The organism is Blastococcus sp. TF02A-26, from assembly GCF_003319125.1.
Lineage (GTDB): Bacteria > Actinomycetota > Actinomycetes > Mycobacteriales > Geodermatophilaceae > Trujillonella.
This window is the reverse complement of the sequence record NZ_QOHG01000020.1, coordinates 22695-42285: the sequence shown is the minus strand read 5'-3', so window position 1 is coordinate 42285 and position 19591 is coordinate 22695. Positions and strand designations below refer to the sequence as shown.

The following is a 19591-nucleotide window of genomic DNA, read 5'->3' as shown; positions in this document are numbered from 1 at the left end:
CCGCCCGCGTCCCGGGCACACGCGAAGGACCCCGGAGACCGCTGGTCTCCGGGGTCCGACGTTCGAGGGGTCAGCGCCTAGGCGCGGACGACCTTGCCGGCGCGGATGCACGAGGTGCACGCGTTGATCCGGCGACGGTTGCCGGGAGCCACGAGGGCCCGCACGGACTGGATGTTCGGGTTCCAACGGCGCGGCGTGCGGCGGTGCGAGTGCGACACCGACATACCGAAACCGGGGCCCTTGCCACACACATCGCACACGGCAGCCACGGCGGATCACTCCCAGAGATTCGTTCACTTCACGGCGGCGCTCGGACGGCGACCGCGTACAGACCGTCGGCCAGTCTAGCCGCTCCTCGGCGACGACGTCGCGCGCCCCGGTCACGTCGGTCCGCGTGGGTACTCTCCGCCCGTGTTGCCGGTGCTGGACGACGCCGCGGCCGGGCGGTGGTGCCGGGCCGCGGTCGCCGCGCTGTCCGAGGCCCGGGGCCGGCTCGACGACCTGAACGTCTTCCCGGTGCCCGACGGCGACACCGGGACCAACCTGCTGCTCACCGCCGAGGCGGCGGTGGCCGCCCTCGACGCGGCGGACGAGGGCGAGTCGGCGTGGTCGGTGATCGCCCGCGGCGCGGTCCTCGGTGCGCGCGGCAACTCCGGCACGATCCTCGCCCAGGTGCTGCGTGGCCTCGCCGACCAGCTCGCCACGGCCGGACCGGCCGACGGGCCCGGCTTCGCCAAGGCGCTGCAGAGCGCGGCCGACACCGCGTACGCCGCGGTCGCCGAACCCGAGGAGGGCACCTTCCTCACCGTGGCCCGCGCCGGCGGCGAGGCCGCGGTCGCCGCGGCGGCCGAGGGCCGGACCGACCTCGCCGACGTCGTCCGGGCCGCCGCCGACGGCGCCCGCGTGGCGCTCGAGGCCACGCCCGGGCAGCTCGCCGTGCTCCGCGACGCGGGTGTGGTGGACGCCGGCGGTGCGGGGCTGTGCCTGGTCCTCGACGCGCTGGTCACCACCGTCACCGGGGTCGAGCCGGCCCGCCCGTCCCTGGCCCGCCGGCACGCCCACCGCGACACCGGCTCCGCGGCCGGGCACCACCACCCCCATCCCGGCGACCACGACCTGCCGCACCAGCCGCCCGCGGGCCCGGGCAGCGAGGTCCAGTACCTGCTGGCCGACGCCGACGAGGCCGCGGTGGCCCGGCTGCGGGCCCGGCTGGCCGAGCTCGGCGACAGCCTCGTCGTCGTCGGCGTCGACACCCCGACCGGCCGCGAGTGGAACGTGCACGTGCACGTCGCCGACGTGGGCGCGGCGATCGAGGCCGGCATCGAGGCCGGGCGGCCGCACCGGATCTCGGTCAGCCCGCTGGCGCCGGTCCCGCCGGCGGCCCCGGTGCAGGGCACGCGGGCTGTCGTGGCGATCGCCCCCAGCGAGGGCCTCGCGCAGCTCTTCGCCGCCGAGGGCGTCTTCGTCGTCACCTGCGGGCCGGACGGCGTGACCGAGGACGACGTCCTGGACGAGGTGCTCGGCTCGACCGCCGCCGCGGTCGTCGTCCTGCCCAACGACGCGGCGCTGGCCCCGGTGGCCTCGCGCGCCGCCGTCCGGGCCCGGGAGCTGGGCCGCGAGGTCGCCGTCCTCCCGACCCGGTCCCCGGTGCAGGGTCTGGCCGCGCTCGCCGTCGCGGACCCGTCGCGGCACTTCGGCGACGACGTGGTGACCATGGCCGAGGCCGCGGCCGCGACCCGGTGGGCGGAGATCACCGTCGCCGAGCAGGAGGCGCTGACCACGGCGGGCCGCTGCCAGCCCGGCGACACGCTGGGCTCGGCGGAGGGCGACGTCGTCGTGGTCGGGCCGGACCGGGTGGCGGTGGCCTGCGAGCTGCTGGACCGGCTGCTGTCGGCCGGCGGCGAGCTGGCCACCCTCGTGGTCGGGCCGGACGTCGAGCTCGGCGACGCCGCGTGCCGGCACCTGGCCACGGCCCACCCGACGGTCGAGGTCGTGCGCTACGACGGCGGAGCGGCGGGGGTGCCGCTGCTGGTGGGGGTGGAGTGAGTGGCCGTCGACCTCGCGACCGACCTGTCCAAGGTGCTGGGCCCGAAGACGGCCAAGGCGATGGCGACCTCGCTCGGTCTGCACACGGTGCGCGACCTGCTGCGGCACTACCCGCGGCGCTACGCCAAGCGCGGCGAGATGGCCCGCCTCGACGACCTGCAGGTCGGCGACCGGGTCACCGTCCTGGCGCAGGTCCGCAAGGTCACCACCCGGCCCATGCGCCAGCGCAAGGGGATGCTCACCGAGGTGACCGTCGGCGACGGCGCCGGGACCATGCAGCTGGTCTTCTTCAACCACCGCCACGGGCAGCTGTCACAGGGCGACTGGGGCCTGTTCGCCGGGACGGTGGGGGAGTACCGCAACTCCAAGCAGTTCGCCCATCCCGACTTCCACCTCATCACCGGTGACGACGACGAGGAGTGGGCCCGCGCACTGATCCCGATCTACCCGGCGAGCAAGGAGGTCAGCAGCTGGGTGATCCAGCGGTCGGTCAAGCTGCTGCTCGACTCCGGTGGCGGCTTCGGCTTCGTGCAGGACCCGCTGCCCGAGGACATCCGCGCGCGGCACGGGCTCTCCGGCCTGCCGGCCGCGCTGCTGGACATCCACCGGCCGACGAGCGCCGAGGACGTCGAGCGCGCCGAGCAGCGGCTCAAGTGGGACGAGGCCCTGGTCCTCCAGCTCACCCTCGCCGCCCGCCGCCGGGCCGCGGCGCTGGAGCCCGGCATCGCCCGTCCGCGCCGGCCGGGGGGCCTGCTCGACGCGGTGGACGCCGCGCTGCCGTTCGCGCTCACCGAGGGCCAGCGCGAGGTCGGCGAGGAGCTGGCCGCCGAGCTGGACCGCGACGCCCCCATGCACCGGCTGCTGCAGGGCGAGGTCGGCTCCGGCAAGACCGTCGTGGCGCTGCGGGCCATGGCGCAGGTGGTCGACGCCGGCGGTCAGGCGGCGCTGCTCGCCCCCACCGAGGTGCTCGCCGCCCAGCACGCCCGCGGCATCTCCGCGCTGCTCGGCCCGCTCGGCCGGGCCGGCGAGCTCGACGGCGACCCGGCCGGCACCCGCGTCGTCCTGCTCACCGGCTCGCAGCGCGCCGCCGCGCGCCGGGAGGCGCGGGCCGCGGTCGCCGACGGCAGCGCCGGCATCGTGATCGGCACCCACGCCCTGCTGCAGGAGGGCGTCGACTTCGCCGACCTCGGCCTGGTCGTCGTCGACGAGCAGCACCGCTTCGGCGTCGAGCAGCGCGACGCCCTGCGCGCCAAGGGCAACCGCCCGCCGCACGTCCTGGTCATGACCGCCACCCCGATCCCGCGCACGGTCGCGATGACCGTCTACGGCGACCTGGAGACCTCGACGCTGCGGCAGCTCCCCAGCGGCCGCGGCGGGGTCAGCAGCTCGGTGGTGCCGGTCGGCGAGAAGCCGGCCTGGCTGGACCGGGCGTGGGAGCGGCTGCGCGAGGAGGTCGCCGCCGGCCGGCAGGCCTACGTGGTCTGCCCGCGGATCGGCGACCTGGAGGGGGAGAAGGGCGGCTCGGAGGACGAGCCGGGGGAGGACGACGGCGCGGCCGCCGACGACGGCTCTGCCCGCCGGCCCCCGCTGGCGGTGCTCGACGTCGCCGAGGCGCTGCGCGAGGGACCGCTGGCCGGGCTGCGGCTCGACGTCCTGCACGGCCGGCTCACCCCCGACGAGAAGGACGCCCGGATGCGCGCCTTCGCCGCGGGGGAGACCGACGTGCTGGTGGCCACCACCGTCGTCGAGGTCGGCGTCGACGTCCCGAACGCGACCGTCATGGTCGTCATGGACGCCGACCGGTTCGGCGTCAGCCAGCTGCACCAGCTGCGCGGCCGGGTGGCCCGGGGCAAGCACGCGGGGCTGTGCCTGCTGGTCTCGGAGGCCTCGTCGTCCTCGGCGACCGGCCAGCGGCTGGCCGCCGTGGCGAGCACCTCCGACGGCTTCGAGCTGGCCCGCCTGGACCTGGAGACCCGCCGCGAGGGGGACGTCCTCGGAGCCGCCCAGTCCGGGCGCCGCTCGGGCATCCGGCTGCTGTCGCTGCTGGAGGACGAGGACCTCATCGCCCGTGCCCGCACCGAGGCGACGGCGCTGCTGGCCACCGAGCGCGGGCTCGCCGACCACCCGGGCCTGGCCATGGAGGTGGCCGCCCTGGCCACCGACGAGCGCGCCGAGTACCTGGAGAAGGCATGACGGCCCTGGAGAAGGCCTGATGACCCGCCTGATCTCCGGCGTCGCCGGCGGGCGGCGGCTCAAGGTGCCGCCGTCGGGTGTGCGGCCCACCGGGGACAAGGCCCGCCAGGCGCTGTTCAACAGCCTGGCCTCGCTGCTGGACCTCGAGGGCGCCGCGGTGCTCGACCTGTACTCGGGCTCCGGCGCCCTCGGCCTGGAGGCGCTGTCGCGCGGCGCCGCCTCCGCGGTGTTCGTCGAGTCCGGGCCGCGGGTGCTGCCGGTGCTCCGGGACAACGTGGCCGCCGTCGGGCTGCCCGGCGCGCGGGTGGTCGCCGGCTCGGTGCCCACCGTCGTCGCCGGCCCCCCGCCGGCGCGGTTCGACCTGGTCCTCGCCGACCCGCCGTACGCCACGCCGGCGGAGGAGGTCCTCGGCGTGCTGGGCGCGCTGGTCGGGGGCGGCTGGCTGGCCGACGACGCCGTGGTCGTCGTCGAACGGTCCAGCCGCGAACAGCCCTGGGAGTGGCCGACACCCCTGACCGGGATCCGCGATCGCCGCTACGGGGAGGCCCTGCTCCGGTACGGTCGCGCATCGTGAGGCGTGCCGTCTGTCCCGGTTCGTTCGACCCGGTCACCAACGGGCACGTCGACGTCATCTCCCGGGCCGCCGCCCTCTACGACGAGCTGGTCGTAGCGGTGCTGGTCAACCCCGGGAAGGCCGGCCTGTTCTCGGTCGACGAGCGCATGGAGCTGCTGCGCGAGGCGTGCGCGGACCTGCCCAACGTCACCGTCGACAGCTTCCACGGGCTGCTGGTCGACTACTGCCGGGAGCACGACGTCCCGGTGATCGTGAAGGGCCTGCGCGCGGTCGGGGACTTCGAGTACGAGCTGCAGATGGCGCAGATGAACCGCGAGCTGGCCAACGTCGAGACCCTCTTCGTGCCGACCGCGCCGCAGGTCGGCCACCTCTCGTCGAGCCTGGTCAAGCAGATCGCGAAGTTCGGCGGGGACGTCTCCCGCCTCGTGCCCAAGGCCGTGCTCGACCGGCTCCTGGCCCAGCGGGAGCAGGGGACATGACGGAGGTCGTCTACCGGCTCTACGACGTCGTCGACGAGCTGAGCCAGGTCATCGAGCACGCCCGCAGCGTGCCGATGTCCGGCTCCTGCATGGTGCCGCGCGACCACCTGCTCGACCTGCTCGACGAGCTGCGGGAGAACCTCCCCGAGGAGGTGCAGCAGGCCGGCCGGATCGTCGAGCAGCGCACCGAGATCCTCGAGCAGGCGCAGGCCGAGGCCGAGCGGCTGACCGGCCGCACCCGCGGCGAGAGCGAGCAGCTCGTCGGCTCGGCCCGCCGCCAGCGCGAGGAGATCCTCGGCGTCGCCCGCCGCCAGCGCGACGAGCTGCTGGCCCAGGCGCAGGCCGCCGCCGAGGACCTGCTCACCGAGGCCGAGGCCGAGGCCGCCCGCCTGGTCGAGGAGGCCCGCGCGCACCACGACGCCGTCCTCGCCGACGCGCAGGCCCAGCAGGCGGAGATGCTCGCCGTGGCGGCCGCCGAGCACGAGCGGCTGGTCACCGAGACCGAGGTCTACCGCGGCGCCGTCGCCCGCGCCGACGAGCTCGGCGCCCAGACCGCCACCGAGGTGGCCCGCATGCGCGCCGAGGTCGACGAGTACGTCGACAGCCGGCTGGCCGACTTCGGCACCACCCTCGAGCGCATGATGCGCTCGGTCGAGCAGGCCCGGCTCAACCTCCGCGAGTGAAGAAGGACCCCCTCGCCCCCCACCCCTCGCTGCGCTCGCAGCGGGCCCCTGCGAGGGGGCCGAGGCGGTGCTGCGCGATCGGGTAGTCTTGGCAGCTGCTCCAGACGTGGGTCACGACCCCGCCGGGACCTCCCCCTTCCTCGACCCGCGAGTACCGACATGCCTGCCGCACCGCTGCCCCGTTCCGGCGCCGCGTCCCCGGACGCCCGGCGTCCCGCCGCCGACCCCTGGCGCGTGGAACTGCGCGAGCTGGGCCGCCGGGCCGGGTCGATGCAGGAGTTGGAGCGCACCGTCCCCGCGCCGGAGGGCTTCCGTGTGGAGCTGATCGGCGTCCCCGAGGGCGCGCCGGTCGAGCTGCACCTGCGGCTCGAGGCGGTCATGGAGGGCGTGCTCGTCTCCGGGACGGTGGAGGCGCCGCTGGTCGGCCAGTGCGCCCGCTGCCTCGACGACATCGAGGACACCCTCTCCCTGCCCGTGCAGGAGCTCTTCGCCTACGAGGGCAGCACGACCGAGGCCACGAGCGACGAGGACGAGGTGCGCCTGGTCGAGGGGGAGCGCATCGACCTCGAGCCGATGGTGCGCGACGCCGTCGTCCTCGCCCTGCCCCTGTCCCCGACGTGCTCCGACGACTGCTCGGGGCTGTGCGTCGACTGCGGCGAGCGCCTCGACGACCTCCCCGCCGACCACTCGCACGACGTGGTCGACCCCCGCTGGGCCGGCCTCGCCGGCAAGCTCACACCTCCGCCGGGCACCCCCGGCGGCGGCAACCCGAAGGAGAACTGACGTGGCCGTCCCGAAGCGGAAGATGTCCCGCAGCAACACCCGCGCGCGCCGCTCGCAGTGGAAGGCGACCGCCCCCACCCTCGCGCCGTGCCCGAACCGCGCCTGCGGCGAGCTGAAGCCCCCGCACCAGGCGTGCCCGACCTGCGGCCAGCACGACGGCCGCCAGGTCCTCTCGGTCTGACCGGACCGCAGGTGGGGAGTCCCGCGGCGGCCGCCCCGGCCACCCGCGCCGGGTCGACGACCTCGCGGGGCGGAGCTGCCCACGCCGACACCGCGGCCGCCTGGCTGCTCGACGCCCTCGGCATCGAGCTGCCCGGCGGCCTGCTGGTGCTGGCGCTGACCCACCGCTCCTACGCGTACGAGAACGGCGGGCTGCCGACCAACGAGCGGCTGGAGTTCCTCGGGGACTCCGTGCTCGGCCTGGTCGTCACCGACGAGCTGTACCGCAGCCAGCCGGACCTCCCCGAGGGCCAGCTGGCCAAGCTGCGTGCGTCGGTGGTCAACATGACCTCGCTGGCCGGCGTCGCCCGCCGGCTCGGGGACGGCGGCATCGGCCCGCACCTGCTGCTCGGCCGCGGCGAGGAGGCCACCGGCGGCCGCGACAAGGACTCGATCCTGGCCGACGCCATGGAGGCCCTGATCGGGGCCGTCCACCTCGGCCTGGGCCTGGACGTCGCCGCGGCGATCGTGCACCGCCTGTTCGACCCGCTGCTGGCCGAGTCGGCCACCCGCGGCGCGGGCCTGGACTGGAAGACCAGCCTGCAGGAGCTCGGCGCGGCACGCGGCCTCGGCGCCCCCACCTACGTGGTCGAGGACACCGGCCCCGACCACGCCAAGTCGTTCACCGCCGCGGTGCTGCTGTCGGGCACCGAGTACGGCCGTGGCGGGGGCCGCACGAAGAAGGCCGCCGAGCAGGAGGCCGCGGAGGCCGCCTGGCGGGCGCTCTCGGCCGACGCCCCGGCCGGCCCGACCGGGGACTGACGCCGGTGCCCGAGCTGCCCGAGGTCGAGGTGGTCCGGCGCGGTCTGGCGCAGTGGGTCGCCGGCCGGACCGTGGCCGCCGTCGAGGTGCGCCACCCGCGGGCCGTGCGCCGCCACCTCGAGGGCACCGACCACTTCGTCGCCGCGCTGACCGGGCGCACCCTCACCGCGGCGCACCGGCGGGGCAAGTACCTGTGGCTGCCCGTGGCCGAGCCCGACGGCACGCCGTCCGGCCGCGCGCTCGTCGCGCACCTCGGCATGAGCGGTCAGCTGCTCGTCGAGAAGAAGAGCCAGCCCGACGAGACGCACCTGCGGGCCCGGTTCACCTTCACCGACGGCGGCCGCGAGCTCCGCTTCGTCGACCAGCGGACGTTCGGCGGCCTGGCCGTCGAGGACGCGGTCGGGGAGGACCTCCCGGCGCGGCTGGCGCACATCGCCATCGACCCGCTCGACCCGTCGTTCGACGAGGACGCCTTCAGCGCGGCCCTGCGGCGGCGGCGCACCGAGGTCAAGCGCGCGCTGCTGGACCAGACGCTCATCGGGGGCGTCGGCAACATCTACGCCGACGAGTCCCTGTGGCGCGCGAAGCTGCACGGCGCCCGGCCCACCGACGCGCTGACCCGACCACAGGTGTCGGCCCTGCTGCAGGGCGTCCGCGACGTGCTGGACGAGGCGCTCGCCCAGGGCGGCACCTCGTTCGACTCCCTGTACGTCGACGTCAACGGCCAGAGCGGCTACTTCTCCCGCTTCCTCGCCGTCTACGGGCAGGCGGACCGGCCGTGCCCGCGGTGCGGCACCGCGATCCGCCGGGAGTCGTTCATGAACCGGTCGAGCTACAGCTGCCCGACCTGCCAGCCACGCCCGCGGACCCGGCGGCAGTCGGCAGAGCCGCGGACCCGGCGGCAGTCGGCGGAGCCGCGGACCCGGCGGACCCGCGCCTGAGCCGTCGGCGATGTCACCACAGCGTGACGAAGACGACATCCGTCGGACACGGTGAGTGTGCAGTGTGGGCGTTGACCTGCGTGTCCTTCCCTGTCACCCTGGGTGACACCGAGCCCGCGCCGACCGTGATCCGGGGCGCTGGGCACACCTCCCGCTGTAGGAAGGCCACCACAGCCATGGCCAAGGCCCTGTTCGGTCACGTCGTCAGCCCGGTCCAGCTCCGGGTCGCCGAGGAGAACGCCGCCCTGCGGGCGCGGGTACGCCGGCTCGAGGCCGAGCTCGAGGAGCTCCGCGCCGAGCGCGACGCCGCCCGTGACGCCGTCATCGCCTCCGAGCTGCTCAGCATGGCCGGCGACAGCGCCGAGCCCGCCCTGGCCTGAGGGACGTGTCCCGGCCGGCCTCAGTCCGGCAGCGGCGTGACGCTCAGCGCGCGCTTCGGGCACGCGGCCACGGCCTCGTGCACCCGGCTCATCAGCTCCTCCGGCGGGTTCTCCCGGAGGATGTAGAGGTACCCGTCGTCGCGGACCTCGAAGACCTCGGGCGCGATGCCCATGCACACGGCGTTGGACTCGCAGAGATCGAAGTCCGCGTCCACCTGGTAGCCGGCCACGACGCGAGCCTAGTGCGCACCGGCCCGTTCCCACCCGCCTCACCCGGCGCGGGCGTCGCGGATCCCGGTCCGGTCCGGCCGCCCTCCGTTAACCTCTCGTCCCCGTGCACCTGTCGAGCCTGACGCTCAAGGGCTTCAAGTCCTTCGCGTCCCCGACGACCCTGCGCCTCGAGCCGGGTATCACCGCCGTCGTCGGCCCGAACGGGTCGGGCAAGTCCAACGTCGTCGACGCCATCGCCTGGGTGCTGGGGGAGCAGGGCGCGAAGAGCCTCCGCGGCGGCAAGATGGAGGACGTCATCTTCGCCGGCACCGCCGGCCGCCCGGCGCTGGGCCGGGCCGAGGTCACGCTGACCATCGACAACACCGACGGCGCTCTGCCGATCGAGTACACCGAGGTCTCGATCACCCGCCGCATGTACCGCTCCGGCGAGAGCGAGTACGAGATCAACGGTGACAAGGTCCGGTTGCTCGACGTCCAGGAACTGCTCAGCGACTCCGGCATCGGCCGCGAGCAGCACGTCATCGTCGGGCAGGGCCAGCTCGACGCCGTCCTCTCCGGCCGCCCCGAGGACCGCCGTGCCTTCGTGGAGGAGGCGGCCGGCGTCCTCAAGCACCGGCGCCGCAAGGAGAAGGCGCTGCGCAAGCTCGACGCGATGCAGGCCAACCTCGACCGCCTCGGCGACCTCACCGCCGAGCTGCGCCGCCAGCTCAAGCCCCTGGGACGGCAGGCCGAGGTCGCCCGCCGTGCGGCCGGGGTGCAGGCCGACCTGCGCGACGCCCGGCTGCGACTGCTCGCCGACGACCTGGTGCGGCTGCGCGAGGCGCTGGACAAGGAGGTCGCCGACGAGACCGCCGCGCGGGAGCGCCGGGCCGTCGTCGAGGCCGAGCTGTCCGCTGTCGCCAGCCGCGAGGCCGCGCTCGAGGCGACCCTGGCGGCCAACGCGCCGCTGCTCGGCGGCGCGCAGGACACCTGGTACCGGCTGTCGGCGCTGACCGAGCGGTTCCGCGCGGTCGCGGCGCTGGCCGGGGAGCGGCACCGGCACCTCGCCACGCCGGTGGTGGCGAGCACCGGCGGCCGCGATCCCGAGCAGCTCGAGGCCGAGGCCGACCGGATCGCGGCCACCGAGGCCGAGCTCGCCGAGGGGCTCGAGGCCGAGCGGAGCCGACTGGCCGCCGCCGTCGCCGCCCGGGGCGAGCTCGACCGGGCGCTGGCCGCCGCGGAGAAGGCGTGGGTCGCGGCCAGCCGGGCGCTGGCCGACCGCCGCGAGGGGCTGGCCCGGCTCTCCGGGCAGGTCGCCGCCGCGCGCTCCCGGGTCACCGCCGGCCAGGCCGAGATCGACCGGCTGGCCGTCGCCGCCGGCGAGGCCGCGCAGCGGGCCGAGGTCGCCGCCGACCGGCTCGCCGAGCGCCGCGCGGCGCTGACCGAGCAGGAGGACGAGGACGTCGCGCTGGTCACCGCGCACTCCGACGCCGTCGCCGCGCACGCCGAGGCCGCCCGCGTGGTCACCGAGCTCACCGCCGCCGAGCGCGCCGCCGAGCGCGATCGGGCCGGAGCGCAGGCCCGCCGTGACGCCCTCGCCTCCGGCCTGGCCCCCGCCGACGGCGCGGCCGCGGTCCTCGCCGCCGGCCTGCCCGGGGTGCTCGGCCCGCTGGCCGACCGGGTCACGGTCGCGCCCGGAGCCGAGACCGCCCTGGCAGCCGCGCTCGCCGGGATGGCCGACGCCGTCGTCGTCACCGGGGTGGCCGAGGCCGCCGCGGCGCTGGCCCACCTCAAGGACGGCGCCGGCGGCCGGGCCGCCCTCCTGGTCACCGCCGGTCTCCCACCGCTGCCGCGGGACGGCTGGCCCGAGCTGCCCGAGGGCGTCCGCTGGGCGCTGGACCTCGTCGAGGCCCCCGCCGAGCTCGCCCCCGCGCTGGGGCGCGCCCTGGACCGGGTGGCCGTGGTGCCCGACCTCGCCGCCGCGACCGCCCTCGTCTCCACCCACCCCCGCGCGCGGGCGGTGACCGCCGACGGCGACCTGGTCGGCGCCGACTGGGCGACCGGCGGCCAGGCCGACGCCCCCACCGGCCTCGAGGTCCGGGCCCGGGTGGAGGAGGCCGGACGGGCGCTCGCGGCTGCCGCGGGCCGTGCGGCCGCGCTGGCCGACGAGCTGACCGCCGCCCGCGAGACCGCGCGGGTGCGCTCGGCGGACGTGGAGACGGCGCTGGCCGCCCGCCAGGCCGCCGACCGCAGCCGTTCGGCCGTCGCGACGGAGCTGGCCGAGCTCGGTGCCGCCGCCCGCTCCGCCGCCGCGGAGGCCGAGCGGTCGGCAGCCGCGCGGGTGCGGGCCGAGCAGGCGCTGGAGCAGGCGGAGACCACGCTCGCCGAGCTGGAGGAGCGGCTCGCCTCCGCCGAGGCGGTGCCGTTGGAGGACGAGCCCTCGTCGGCCGACCGCGACCGGCTGCGCCTGGAGGTCGCCGCGGCGGGACAGGCAGAGACGGAGGTCCGGCTGGCCGTGCGCACCGCGGAGGAGCGGGCCCGGGCGCTGACCGGCCGGGCCGACTCGCTGCGCCGGCAGGCCCGGCAGGAGCGCGCCGCCCGTGAGCGGGCCGCGGCCGCCCGCGCCGCCCGGGAGCGGGGCGCCGTCGTCGCCGGGCGGGTCCGCGCCGACGCCGAGGCGGCGCTCACCGCGCTGGCCGGCTCGCTCTCCCGCGCGGCCACCGAGCGCGACGAGCTGGCCCGTCGGCGCAGCGCCGCCGAAGCCGAGCTGCTGGAGGTCCGCAGCCGGGTGCGGGCGGCGACCGCGGAGCTCGAGCGCCTCACCGACGAGGTGCACCGCGACGAGGTCGCCCGCGCCGAGCAGCGCTACCGGATCGAGTCGCTTGAGGGCCGGGCGGCCGAGGAGTTCGGCGTCGACCTCCCGACGCTGGTCGGCGAGTACGGGCCCGCCGCGCCGGTGCCGCCGTCCCCGGCCGAGGTCGCCACGGCGCAGGCGGCGGGGGAACCCGAGCCCGAGCCGGTGCCCTACGACCGGGCGGCGCAGGAGCGGCGGGCGGCCCGCGCCGAGCGCGACCTCGCGACGCTGGGCAAGGTCAACCCGCTCGCGCTGGAGGAGTTCGCGGCGCTGGAGGAGCGGCACACCTTCCTCGCCACCCAGCTCGAGGACCTCAAGGCCACACGTCGCGACCTGCTCACCGTCGTCCGCGAGGTCGACGACCGCATCCACGACGTCTTCGCCGCCGCGTTCGCCGACGTGCAGCGGGAGTTCGAGCAGGTCTTCGCCGTCCTCTTCCCCGGCGGGCAGGGGCGGCTCACGCTGACCGAGCCCGAGGACATGCTGACCACCGGCATCGAGATCGAGGCGCGGCCACCGGGCAAGAAGGTCAAGCGGCTGTCGCTGCTCTCCGGTGGCGAGCGGTCGCTGACGGCCGTGGCGCTGCTCGTGGCGATCTTCCGCGCCCGCCCCTCGCCGTTCTACGTGCTCGACGAGGTCGAGGCCGCGCTGGACGACGTCAACCTGGGCCGGCTGCTGACCCTCGTCGAGCAGTTGCGGGCGACCTCGCAGCTGATCGTCATCACCCACCAGAAGCGGACGATGGAGATCGCCGACGCCCTCTACGGCGTGAGCATGCGCGGCGACGGCATCACCGGCGTGATCAGCCAGCGCCTGCGGGAGCCCGAACCCGCCTGACCGCCACGGGCATGGGTACCGATACCCGCGCCCGCAGCCTCGACGACGCAGGTATCGGTACCCATGCCTCGGTCGCCCCGGGGCGCCGTCACACGCCGGAGGGGACGAGCAGGTCGACCACCAGCGGCAGGTGGTCCGAGGCGCCCTCGCCGTCCAGCACCCGCGCCGCGGTCACGGTGACGCCGGGCGAGACCCAGACCTGGTCGATGCGGCGGCGGGGAGCGCCGGCGGGGTGGGTCATGCCCTGGCCGCTGGTCCAGAACCGCCAGCCGGCGCGGTCCTCTGTCGCCTCGGCGAGCTCCCACGCATCGGTGAAGCGCTCCTGCAGCGGCTGCAGCTCCGGGGCGTCGGGTGCGGCGTTGAAGTCGCCGACCACCACGCCGGCCGCCATGCCCGCGGTGTGCAGACCGGCCAGCGCGGCCACCTGCTCGGCCCGCTCGGCCGCCGAGTTCGTCGTCAGGTGCGTCGCGGTCACCCACAGCGAGCTGCCGTCGAGCTCGACCATGGTCTGCAGGGCGCTGCGCGGCTCGCCGGTGCCGGGCAGGCGGTGCACGTCGCTGACGAGCACCGGCAGCCGGGACAGCAGCGCGTTGCCGTACTGACGCCGGTCCGCGCCGCCGTCGCGCCGGGGCTCGTCGATGGCCGGCCCCCAGGCCAGCTGCATGTCCAGCGCCCGGGAGAGCAGCAGAGCCTGGTCGACGTCCTCGCTGCGCGCGCCGAACCGCCGGTCGACCTCCTGCAGGCAGATGAGGTCGGCGTCGACGGCGGCGAGCACGGTGGCGAGCCGGGCGAGGTCGTGCCGGTCGTCGGTGCCCACCCCGTGGTGGGTGTTGAAGGTGACGAGGCGGACGGGGATCGGCGGCTGGTCGGGCCCGGGCGCGGGCCGGAGGAGGTCGTCGGTCACCCCGTCAGCCTTCCACTCTCAGCCCCGCACCTGCGCGGCCACCGGGTCGGCGAGCGGCAGGTCCAGGACCTCCTGGAGCTCCTCGGACTCCCGGGTGCTCTCGTCGGCGACCAGCAGCCGGAAGCGGGCGCCGCGGCCGTCGAGCACGAGCTCGCCCACCTGGTTGCCGAAGAACGGCCCGGCCGCCTTGGTCCAGTCGAGCGGGGAGGGCGCGACCCGGGCGAGCTTCGCGATGCCCGTCGTCAGCCGGCGGGCCCAGCGGCTCCAGCCGATCCGGAAACCGACCTTGATCGGGTGGGGGGCCTGGTTGTGCAACGGCGAGACGGTCAGCTGGTGCACCCGGCTGGTGAGGCCGCCGGGCTCGGTGAGCTCCGCGGCGTAGGCGTGGTGCACGTCGCCGGAGAGCACCAGGACCGTCGACGGCGCGCGGCCGGCCTCGCCCCGCGCGAGCGAGGTGACCGCCCGGCCGAGGCGCTCGAAGGAGTGCCCGAACGCGGCCCAGTGCTCCAGGTCGGCGGCCTGGCGCAGCTTCTCGGACAGCCGGCCGCGCAGCCGTCCCTCGTGCCGGACGGCGAGCGTCTCGTTCCAGCGCTCGACCTCGTGGATCGCGTGCGGCAGCAGCCAGGGCAGCGAGGTGCCGACGACGACGTGCTCCACCCCCTCCTCGACCGCCCGGCGCATCGCCGCCTCGACCCAGTCGAACTCGGCGTCGTCCACCATGCGGCGGGCCTGCTCGTCGAGGACCCGGCCGGCCCGGCTGTCGACCATGACCAGGCGCACGTCTCCCCAGTGCCGCACGTAGCTCCAGCGGATGGACGCCGGCTCGCTGTCGGCGGCGGCGGCCATCGCGCGCAGCAGGGCCTCGACGTCGGCAGAGCCGACAGGTGGCCCGGCGTCGTCCCCGCCGTCGGTCCGGCCCTGCATCGCCTGCCAGGTGGCGTTGTCCGCCAGCTCCTGGGGGCTGAGGTTGCCCAGGTGCTGGTAGACCCAGTAGCTGACCAGGCCGCCCGAGATGCGGTCGGACCACCAGTCGGTGGCGGTCACCTCGCGGCGCCAGGCGGCGGAGGTGTTCCAGTCGTCGATCATCTCGTGGTCGTCGAAGACCATCGAGGACGGGATCGTCGACAGCAGCCACCGCACCTGCGGATCGGTCCAGGACTCGGCGTAGAGCCGGGTGTACTCCTCGAAGTCGGCGACCTGGGCGTCGTCGGGCACCGGCTCGCCCCGGCGCAGGGCCAGCCACTCCCGGGTCGGCGCGGTGAGCTCGTCGGCGTAGACCTGGTCGCCGAGCAGGACGAGGGCGTCGGGCCACTCCTCCTGGGGGCGGTCGGCCATCCGCGAGGCGTAGACGTCCAGCGCGTCGGGCGGGATGCCCTCCGACAGGCCGACGGTGCTCGGGCTGGCGTACCGGCAGGAGCCGAACGCGATCGTGAAGGGCCCCGGGCGGCCCGGGGTGCGGATCCGGCTGGGCGGGAAGGACGACGCGGCGTCCGGCCAGACGCGCGCGCCGTCCAGGTGCACCTCGTAGGGCGTGGTGCTGCCCGGCTCCAGACCCTCGACCACGACCAGCGCGTAGTGGTGGCCGCCGACGCAGAAGGTGCGGGCGCGGCGGCCGAGCACCTCCACCTCGCAGGCGCGGTCGGTCTCCACCCACACGGTGGCCGACACCGGGTCGACGTGCCGCAGCAGGGGCCCGATCAGGAGGGCCGGGGTGCTCCCGGCGGTCAGCGGCATGTCGGTCAGCGTCCCACTCGCGCCCGGACGTCGCCGTCGCTGCGGGCTGGAGCTCTCCTGGGAGACTGGGCGGCATGGAGTTCGTGCTGATCGCGATCGCGATCCTCGTCGTCGCCCTGCTCGTCGGGGCCGGCCTGCTGGTGGGCCGTGGCCGGCGCACCACCCGTCTGGACGACGACGCCGTCGCGGGCACCACGCTGACCCGCCCGCGCCCTCCACAGGCCCCGCCGCGGGCGCCCTCGGCCGAGCCCGGGGCGCAGGTCGGTGCCACCGCGAGCGGTCAGGGCACGACCGCCGCGGAGGAGACCCGGCCCGACGTGCCCGTCGAGCTGCCGCCCGCCGAGGCCGAGCCGGGGCTGGTCTTCGAGACCCCGCCGCCCTCGGCCGGCCGGCTGGTCCGGCTGCGCGCCCGCCTGGCCCGCTCGCAGTCGTCCCTGGGGCGTGGCCTGCTCACCGTCCTGGCCCGCGAGAAGCTGACCGAGGACGACTGGGAGGAGATCGAGGAGACCCTGCTGGCCGCCGACGTCGGCATCGCGGCGACCACCCAGATCGTCGACCGGCTGCGCACCCAGTCGATGGTGCTGGCCACGGCCTCGGGCGCCGACCTGCGTGCTCTCCTGGTCCGCGAGCTGACCGCCGTCCTCGGGCCGGACCTGGACCGCAGCCTGGGTGTCCAGCGGACCGAGGGGCGCCCGGGTGTCGTCCTGGTGGTCGGCGTCAACGGCGCCGGGAAGACCACGACGGTCGGCAAGATCGCCCGCGTCCTCGTCGGTGACGGCCGCAGCGTCGTGCTCGGTGCCGCCGACACCTTCCGCGCCGCCGCCGCCGACCAGCTGGAGACCTGGGGCGAGCGGGTCGGCGTCCTGACCGTGCGCGGCCGGGAGGGCGCCGACCCCGCGTCGGTGGCCTTCGAGGCGGTGCGCACCGGCGTCGAGGCCGAGGTCGACACCGTCGTCGTCGACACCGCGGGGCGGCTGCACACCAAGTCCGGCCTCATGGACGAGCTCGGGAAGATCAAGCGGGTCGTGGAGAAGCAGTCGCCGGTCACCGAGGTCCTCCTGGTCCTCGACGCGACGACCGGTCAGAACGGCGTCGTGCAGGCCCGCGTGTTCACCGAGGCCGTGGAGGTCACGGGCGTCGTCCTGACCAAGCTCGACGGCACGGCGAAGGGCGGCATCGTCGTCTCGGTGCAGCGCGAGCTCGGGATCCCGGTGAAGCTCGTGGGCCTGGGGGAGGGCGCCGACGACCTGGCGCCGTTCGAGCCCGAGGCCTTCGCCGAGGCCCTCGTCGGCGGGGAGTGAGTGGAGTCGCTCGGTGACGGAAACCGTCACCGAGCGACTCCGCTACGGCACCCGCGTGGGGTCGAAGCCGTACGGGAGCTCCAGCCGGTGCCGGGCCAGCAGGTCGGCGTCGGCGAGCAGCTCCCGGGTCGGCCCGTCGGCGACCACCACCCCGCCGTCCAGCACCACCGACCGCGGGCACAGCTGCAGGGCGTAGGGCAGGTCGTGGGTGACCATCAGCATCGTCACCGGCAGGCTCGTCAGGACCTCGGCCAGCTCGCGGCGGCCGGCCGGGTCGAGGTTGGACGACGGCTCGTCCAGCACCAGCACCTCGGGGTGCATCGACAGCACGGTGGCGACGGCGACCCGGCGGCGCTGGCCGAACGACAGGTGGTGCGGCGGCCGGTCGGCCACGCCGGCCATCCCCACCTGGTCGAGGGCGGCGGCCACCCGCGCGGCGACCTCGTCCTCGGGCAGCCCGAGGTTGCGCGGGCCGAAGGCGACGTCCTCGCCGACGGTGGGCATGAACAGCTGGTCGTCGGGGTCCTGGAAGACGACGCCGACCCGGCGCCGCACCTCCTGCAGCGTCCGCTTCTCCACCGGGAGACCGGCGACGGTGACCCGGCCGCGGCCGCCGCGCAGCACGCCGTTGAGGTGCAGCACCAGCGTGGTCTTGCCCGCGCCGTTGGGGCCCAGCAGCGCCACCCGCTCGCCCGGATCGATCCGCAGGTCCACGCCGTAGAGCGCCTGGTGCCCGTCGGGATAGGCGAACGCCACGTCCTCCACGAGCAGGGAGGGGACGGCGGCGGTCACCCGACCAGCATCCCCGCCCCGAGCACGGCCGCGGCGGCCAGGGGCAGGCTCAGCCCGACGGCCCACTGGGCGGGGGCCACCGCGGCGGCCGGGTCCCCGGCGAGCCGGCCGGTGTAGCCGCGGGACAGCATCGCCAGGTGGACCCGCTCGCCGCGCTCGTAGGAGCGGACGAAGAGCGAGGCCGCGGCGGGTCCGAGCACCTTCAGCGCGCCGAGGTGGCGGGGCCGGAAGCCGCGGGACTCGCGGGCCACCCGCATCCGGCGCAGCTCGCCGGACACGACGTCGGCGTAGCGGATCATGAACGACAGGATCTGCACGAGGACGGCGGGCAGCCGCAGCCGCTCCAGTCCGCGCAGCAGCTCCCGCGCCTCGGTGGTGGCGGCGAGGACGGTGGCGGCCAGGACCGAGAGGGTGGCCTTGGCCAGCAGCCCGCCCCCGGCGGCCAGGCCGCTCTCCGACAGCGACAGCCCGGCGACCTCGATCCGGGGTCCGCGGGCCACGAACGGCATGAGCAGCGCGAAGACGACGAACGGGATCTCCACCGCCAGCCCGCGCACCAGCCGGCGGGGCGTCAGGCGGGCGACCGCGGCAGCGCCCAGCACCAGGGCGAGGAAGCCCGCGTAGGCCGCCCACGCCCAGCCGGCGCCGACCGGCGTCGCCACGACGACCAGTGCGAAGGCGAGGACCCCGACCAGCTTGACGTGCGCCGCCAGCCGGTGGACGACGCTGGAGCCCGGGACGTAGACGGCGCCGAGGGCACCGCCGTGCCCGGCCCCCACTCAGCCGCCCAGGTCCGCGGGAGCCGGCTCCCGGTCCGGGGTCCCACCGGAGCGGCGGCGCAGCGCCATCGTGAGGCCGCCGGCCAGCACCAGGGTGACCGCGACCCCGATGACGCCGGCGAGCCCGCCGGACAGCCGGCCGTCGTCGACCCCGCTGACGGCGTAGTCGGCCAGCGGGGAGTCGGCCACGGCGCTGTCCTCGGCGGTGTGCCCGAAGCCCTCCTCCTCGGCCGACCACTCGAGGCCGTCGGGGGAGGCGGAGGCGTAGTAGCTGCCGACGCCGGCGATGAGCAGGGCCACCAGCAGGCCGGCGAGGAGGAACCCGCGGTTGCGGCGGCTCACCGGGTGCTCCCGGACGCCGGGGCCACGACCGGCCGCGGGGCCAGCTCGACGGCGCGCCGGAGGTGCGCCGCACCGTGCACCAGGTCGGGCCGCACCGTGAGGACGGCGCCCAGGACGGCGACGGTGATCGCCGCCTCGCCCAGGCCGATCAGGAGGTGGACGCCGCCCATCGTCGCGGCGACCGCGCCCAGGGAGACGTCGGCGACGCCGCCGACGGCGAACAGCCCCACGAAGGCCAGCGCCGCGGCCGGCACGGAGAGGAAGGCGCCCACCGCGGCACCGGCGAGCACCCCGCCGCGGGTGGGCGGCAGCAGCCGGACGACCAGCCGGAACACCCCGTAGCCGAGGACGACGGCGACCAGTCCCATCAGCGTCACGTTCGTGCCCAGCGCGGTCAGCCCGCCGTCGGCGAAGAGCACCGCCTGGACGACGAGGACGACGGTCATGCAGAGCACGGCCGTCCAGGGCCCGACGAGGACGGCGGTCAGGGCGCCGCCGATGAGGTGACCGCTGGTCCCGGCACCGACCGGGAAGTTCATCATCTGCACCGCGAACACGAAGGCCGCCGTCAGCCCGGCCAGCGGCGCGGTCCGCTCGTCCAGCTCCCGGCGGGCGCCGCGCAGGGCGAGGGCGACGGTGCCGGCGGCGACGACGCCGGTGGCCACGGACGTCGGGGCATCGAGGAAGCCGTCGGGGACGTGCACGCTGCCTCCAGGACGAGAGCGGGTGGAGGGCCGGGGGCCCGCGCCGAGCCTATTGCAGATGGTTCGCAATTGCG

Annotated in this window: 20 protein-coding genes; 12 read left to right on the top strand and 8 right to left on the bottom strand. The window is 76.1% G+C overall.

What is annotated here, in order from left to right; translation table 11 throughout:
• Positions 1-77: 77 nt before the first annotated feature.
• Positions 78-269 carry a 50S ribosomal protein L28 gene (gene rpmB, locus DQ240_RS19195; RefSeq protein ID WP_012950027.1) on the bottom strand — a complete coding sequence of 64 codons (192 nt, stop codon included), beginning with the start codon at positions 267-269 and terminating at the stop codon, positions 78-80.
• A gap of 142 nt (positions 270-411) precedes the next feature.
• On the opposite strand from rpmB, the gene DQ240_RS19190 reads away from it, so the two are divergent.
• From DQ240_RS19190 to DQ240_RS19145, 10 genes are all read left to right on the top strand, one after another.
• Positions 412-2046 carry a DAK2 domain-containing protein gene (locus DQ240_RS19190; protein ID WP_113841320.1) on the top strand — a complete coding sequence of 545 codons (1635 nt, stop codon included), beginning with the start codon at positions 412-414 and terminating at the stop codon, positions 2044-2046.
• Positions 2047-4239: an ATP-dependent DNA helicase RecG gene (gene recG, locus DQ240_RS19185; protein ID WP_113841319.1), complete on the top strand. Its 2193-nt coding sequence runs from the start codon at positions 2047-2049 to the stop codon at positions 4237-4239.
• A gap of 19 nt (positions 4240-4258) precedes the next feature.
• Positions 4259-4813 carry a 16S rRNA (guanine(966)-N(2))-methyltransferase RsmD gene (gene rsmD / locus DQ240_RS19180; RefSeq protein ID WP_113841318.1) on the top strand — a complete coding sequence of 185 codons (555 nt, stop codon included), beginning with the start codon at positions 4259-4261 and terminating at the stop codon, positions 4811-4813.
• Positions 4810-5292 carry a pantetheine-phosphate adenylyltransferase gene (gene coaD, locus DQ240_RS19175; protein WP_113841317.1) on the top strand — a complete coding sequence of 161 codons (483 nt, stop codon included), beginning with the start codon at positions 4810-4812 and terminating at the stop codon, positions 5290-5292. Before rsmD ends, coaD begins: the two co-directional genes overlap by 4 nt.
• On the top strand, positions 5289-5975 hold the full coding sequence (locus tag DQ240_RS19170) for a hypothetical protein (protein ID WP_113841316.1): 687 nt from the start codon (positions 5289-5291) through the stop codon (positions 5973-5975). The genes coaD and DQ240_RS19170 overlap by 4 nt, the downstream gene beginning before the upstream one ends.
• Before the next feature lie 159 nt (positions 5976-6134).
• Positions 6135-6758: a DUF177 domain-containing protein gene (locus DQ240_RS19165; protein WP_113841315.1), complete on the top strand. Its 624-nt coding sequence runs from the start codon at positions 6135-6137 to the stop codon at positions 6756-6758.
• A 1-nt stretch (position 6759) separates the two neighbouring features.
• A complete protein-coding gene (gene rpmF / locus DQ240_RS19160) occupies positions 6760-6939 on the top strand; it encodes a 50S ribosomal protein L32 (protein WP_113841314.1) in 180 nt (59 codons plus the stop codon).
• Between the two features lie 11 nt (positions 6940-6950).
• The gene (gene rnc, locus DQ240_RS19155) at positions 6951-7739 is read left to right on the top strand and encodes a ribonuclease III (protein ID WP_113841313.1); all 789 of its coding nucleotides are present in this window, start codon (positions 6951-6953) and stop codon (positions 7737-7739) included.
• Positions 7740-7744: 5 nt separating this feature from the next.
• Positions 7745-8680, top strand: coding sequence for a bifunctional DNA-formamidopyrimidine glycosylase/DNA-(apurinic or apyrimidinic site) lyase (gene mutM / locus DQ240_RS19150; protein WP_113841312.1), 936 nt, complete (start codon positions 7745-7747; stop codon positions 8678-8680).
• Between the two features lie 176 nt (positions 8681-8856).
• On the top strand, positions 8857-9060 hold the full coding sequence (locus DQ240_RS19145) for a hypothetical protein (protein WP_113841311.1): 204 nt from the start codon (positions 8857-8859) through the stop codon (positions 9058-9060).
• 20 nt (positions 9061-9080) lie between these two features.
• On the opposite strand, the gene DQ240_RS19140 is transcribed toward DQ240_RS19145, so the two are convergent.
• Positions 9081-9290 carry a ferredoxin gene (locus DQ240_RS19140; protein WP_113841310.1) on the bottom strand — a complete coding sequence of 70 codons (210 nt, stop codon included), beginning with the start codon at positions 9288-9290 and terminating at the stop codon, positions 9081-9083.
• A gap of 104 nt (positions 9291-9394) precedes the next feature.
• Here DQ240_RS19140 and smc point away from each other — a divergent pair, with 104 nt between their 5' ends.
• The gene (gene smc, locus DQ240_RS19135) at positions 9395-12961 is read left to right on the top strand and encodes a chromosome segregation protein SMC (RefSeq protein ID WP_113841309.1); all 3567 of its coding nucleotides are present in this window, start codon (positions 9395-9397) and stop codon (positions 12959-12961) included.
• Between the two features lie 88 nt (positions 12962-13049).
• Here smc and DQ240_RS19130 read toward each other — a convergent pair whose 3' ends face one another.
• Positions 13050-13865, bottom strand: coding sequence for an endonuclease/exonuclease/phosphatase family protein (locus DQ240_RS19130; RefSeq protein ID WP_113841308.1), 816 nt, complete (start codon positions 13863-13865; stop codon positions 13050-13052).
• Positions 13866-13883: 18 nt separating this feature from the next.
• Positions 13884-15599, bottom strand: a complete 1716-nt coding sequence (locus tag DQ240_RS19125; protein WP_113841307.1) for an alkaline phosphatase D family protein — start codon at positions 15597-15599, stop codon at positions 13884-13886.
• Positions 15600-15673: 74 nt separating this feature from the next.
• Between DQ240_RS19125 and ftsY the strand changes: the two genes are divergently transcribed.
• Positions 15674-16900, top strand: a complete 1227-nt coding sequence (gene ftsY / locus DQ240_RS19120) for a signal recognition particle-docking protein FtsY (protein WP_113841306.1) — start codon at positions 15674-15676, stop codon at positions 16898-16900.
• A gap of 42 nt (positions 16901-16942) precedes the next feature.
• Here ftsY and DQ240_RS19115 read toward each other — a convergent pair whose 3' ends face one another.
• From DQ240_RS19115 to DQ240_RS19105, 4 genes are read right to left on the bottom strand one after another with little or no spacing between them, the layout of a single operon-like run.
• The gene (locus DQ240_RS19115) at positions 16943-17692 is read right to left on the bottom strand and encodes an energy-coupling factor ABC transporter ATP-binding protein (RefSeq protein ID WP_113841305.1); all 750 of its coding nucleotides are present in this window, start codon (positions 17690-17692) and stop codon (positions 16943-16945) included.
• Positions 17689-18471, bottom strand: a complete 783-nt coding sequence (cbiQ, locus tag DQ240_RS19110) for a cobalt ECF transporter T component CbiQ (protein WP_113841304.1) — start codon at positions 18469-18471, stop codon at positions 17689-17691. The genes DQ240_RS19115 and cbiQ overlap by 4 nt, the downstream gene beginning before the upstream one ends.
• Positions 18472-18813: a PDGLE domain-containing protein gene (locus DQ240_RS23735; protein WP_199589404.1), complete on the bottom strand. Its 342-nt coding sequence runs from the start codon at positions 18811-18813 to the stop codon at positions 18472-18474.
• Complete coding sequence (locus tag DQ240_RS19105) at positions 18810-19517, bottom strand: energy-coupling factor ABC transporter permease (protein ID WP_199589403.1); 708 nt, start codon at positions 19515-19517, stop codon at positions 18810-18812. Before DQ240_RS19105 ends, DQ240_RS23735 begins: the two co-directional genes overlap by 4 nt.
• Positions 19518-19591 lie beyond the last annotated feature (74 nt).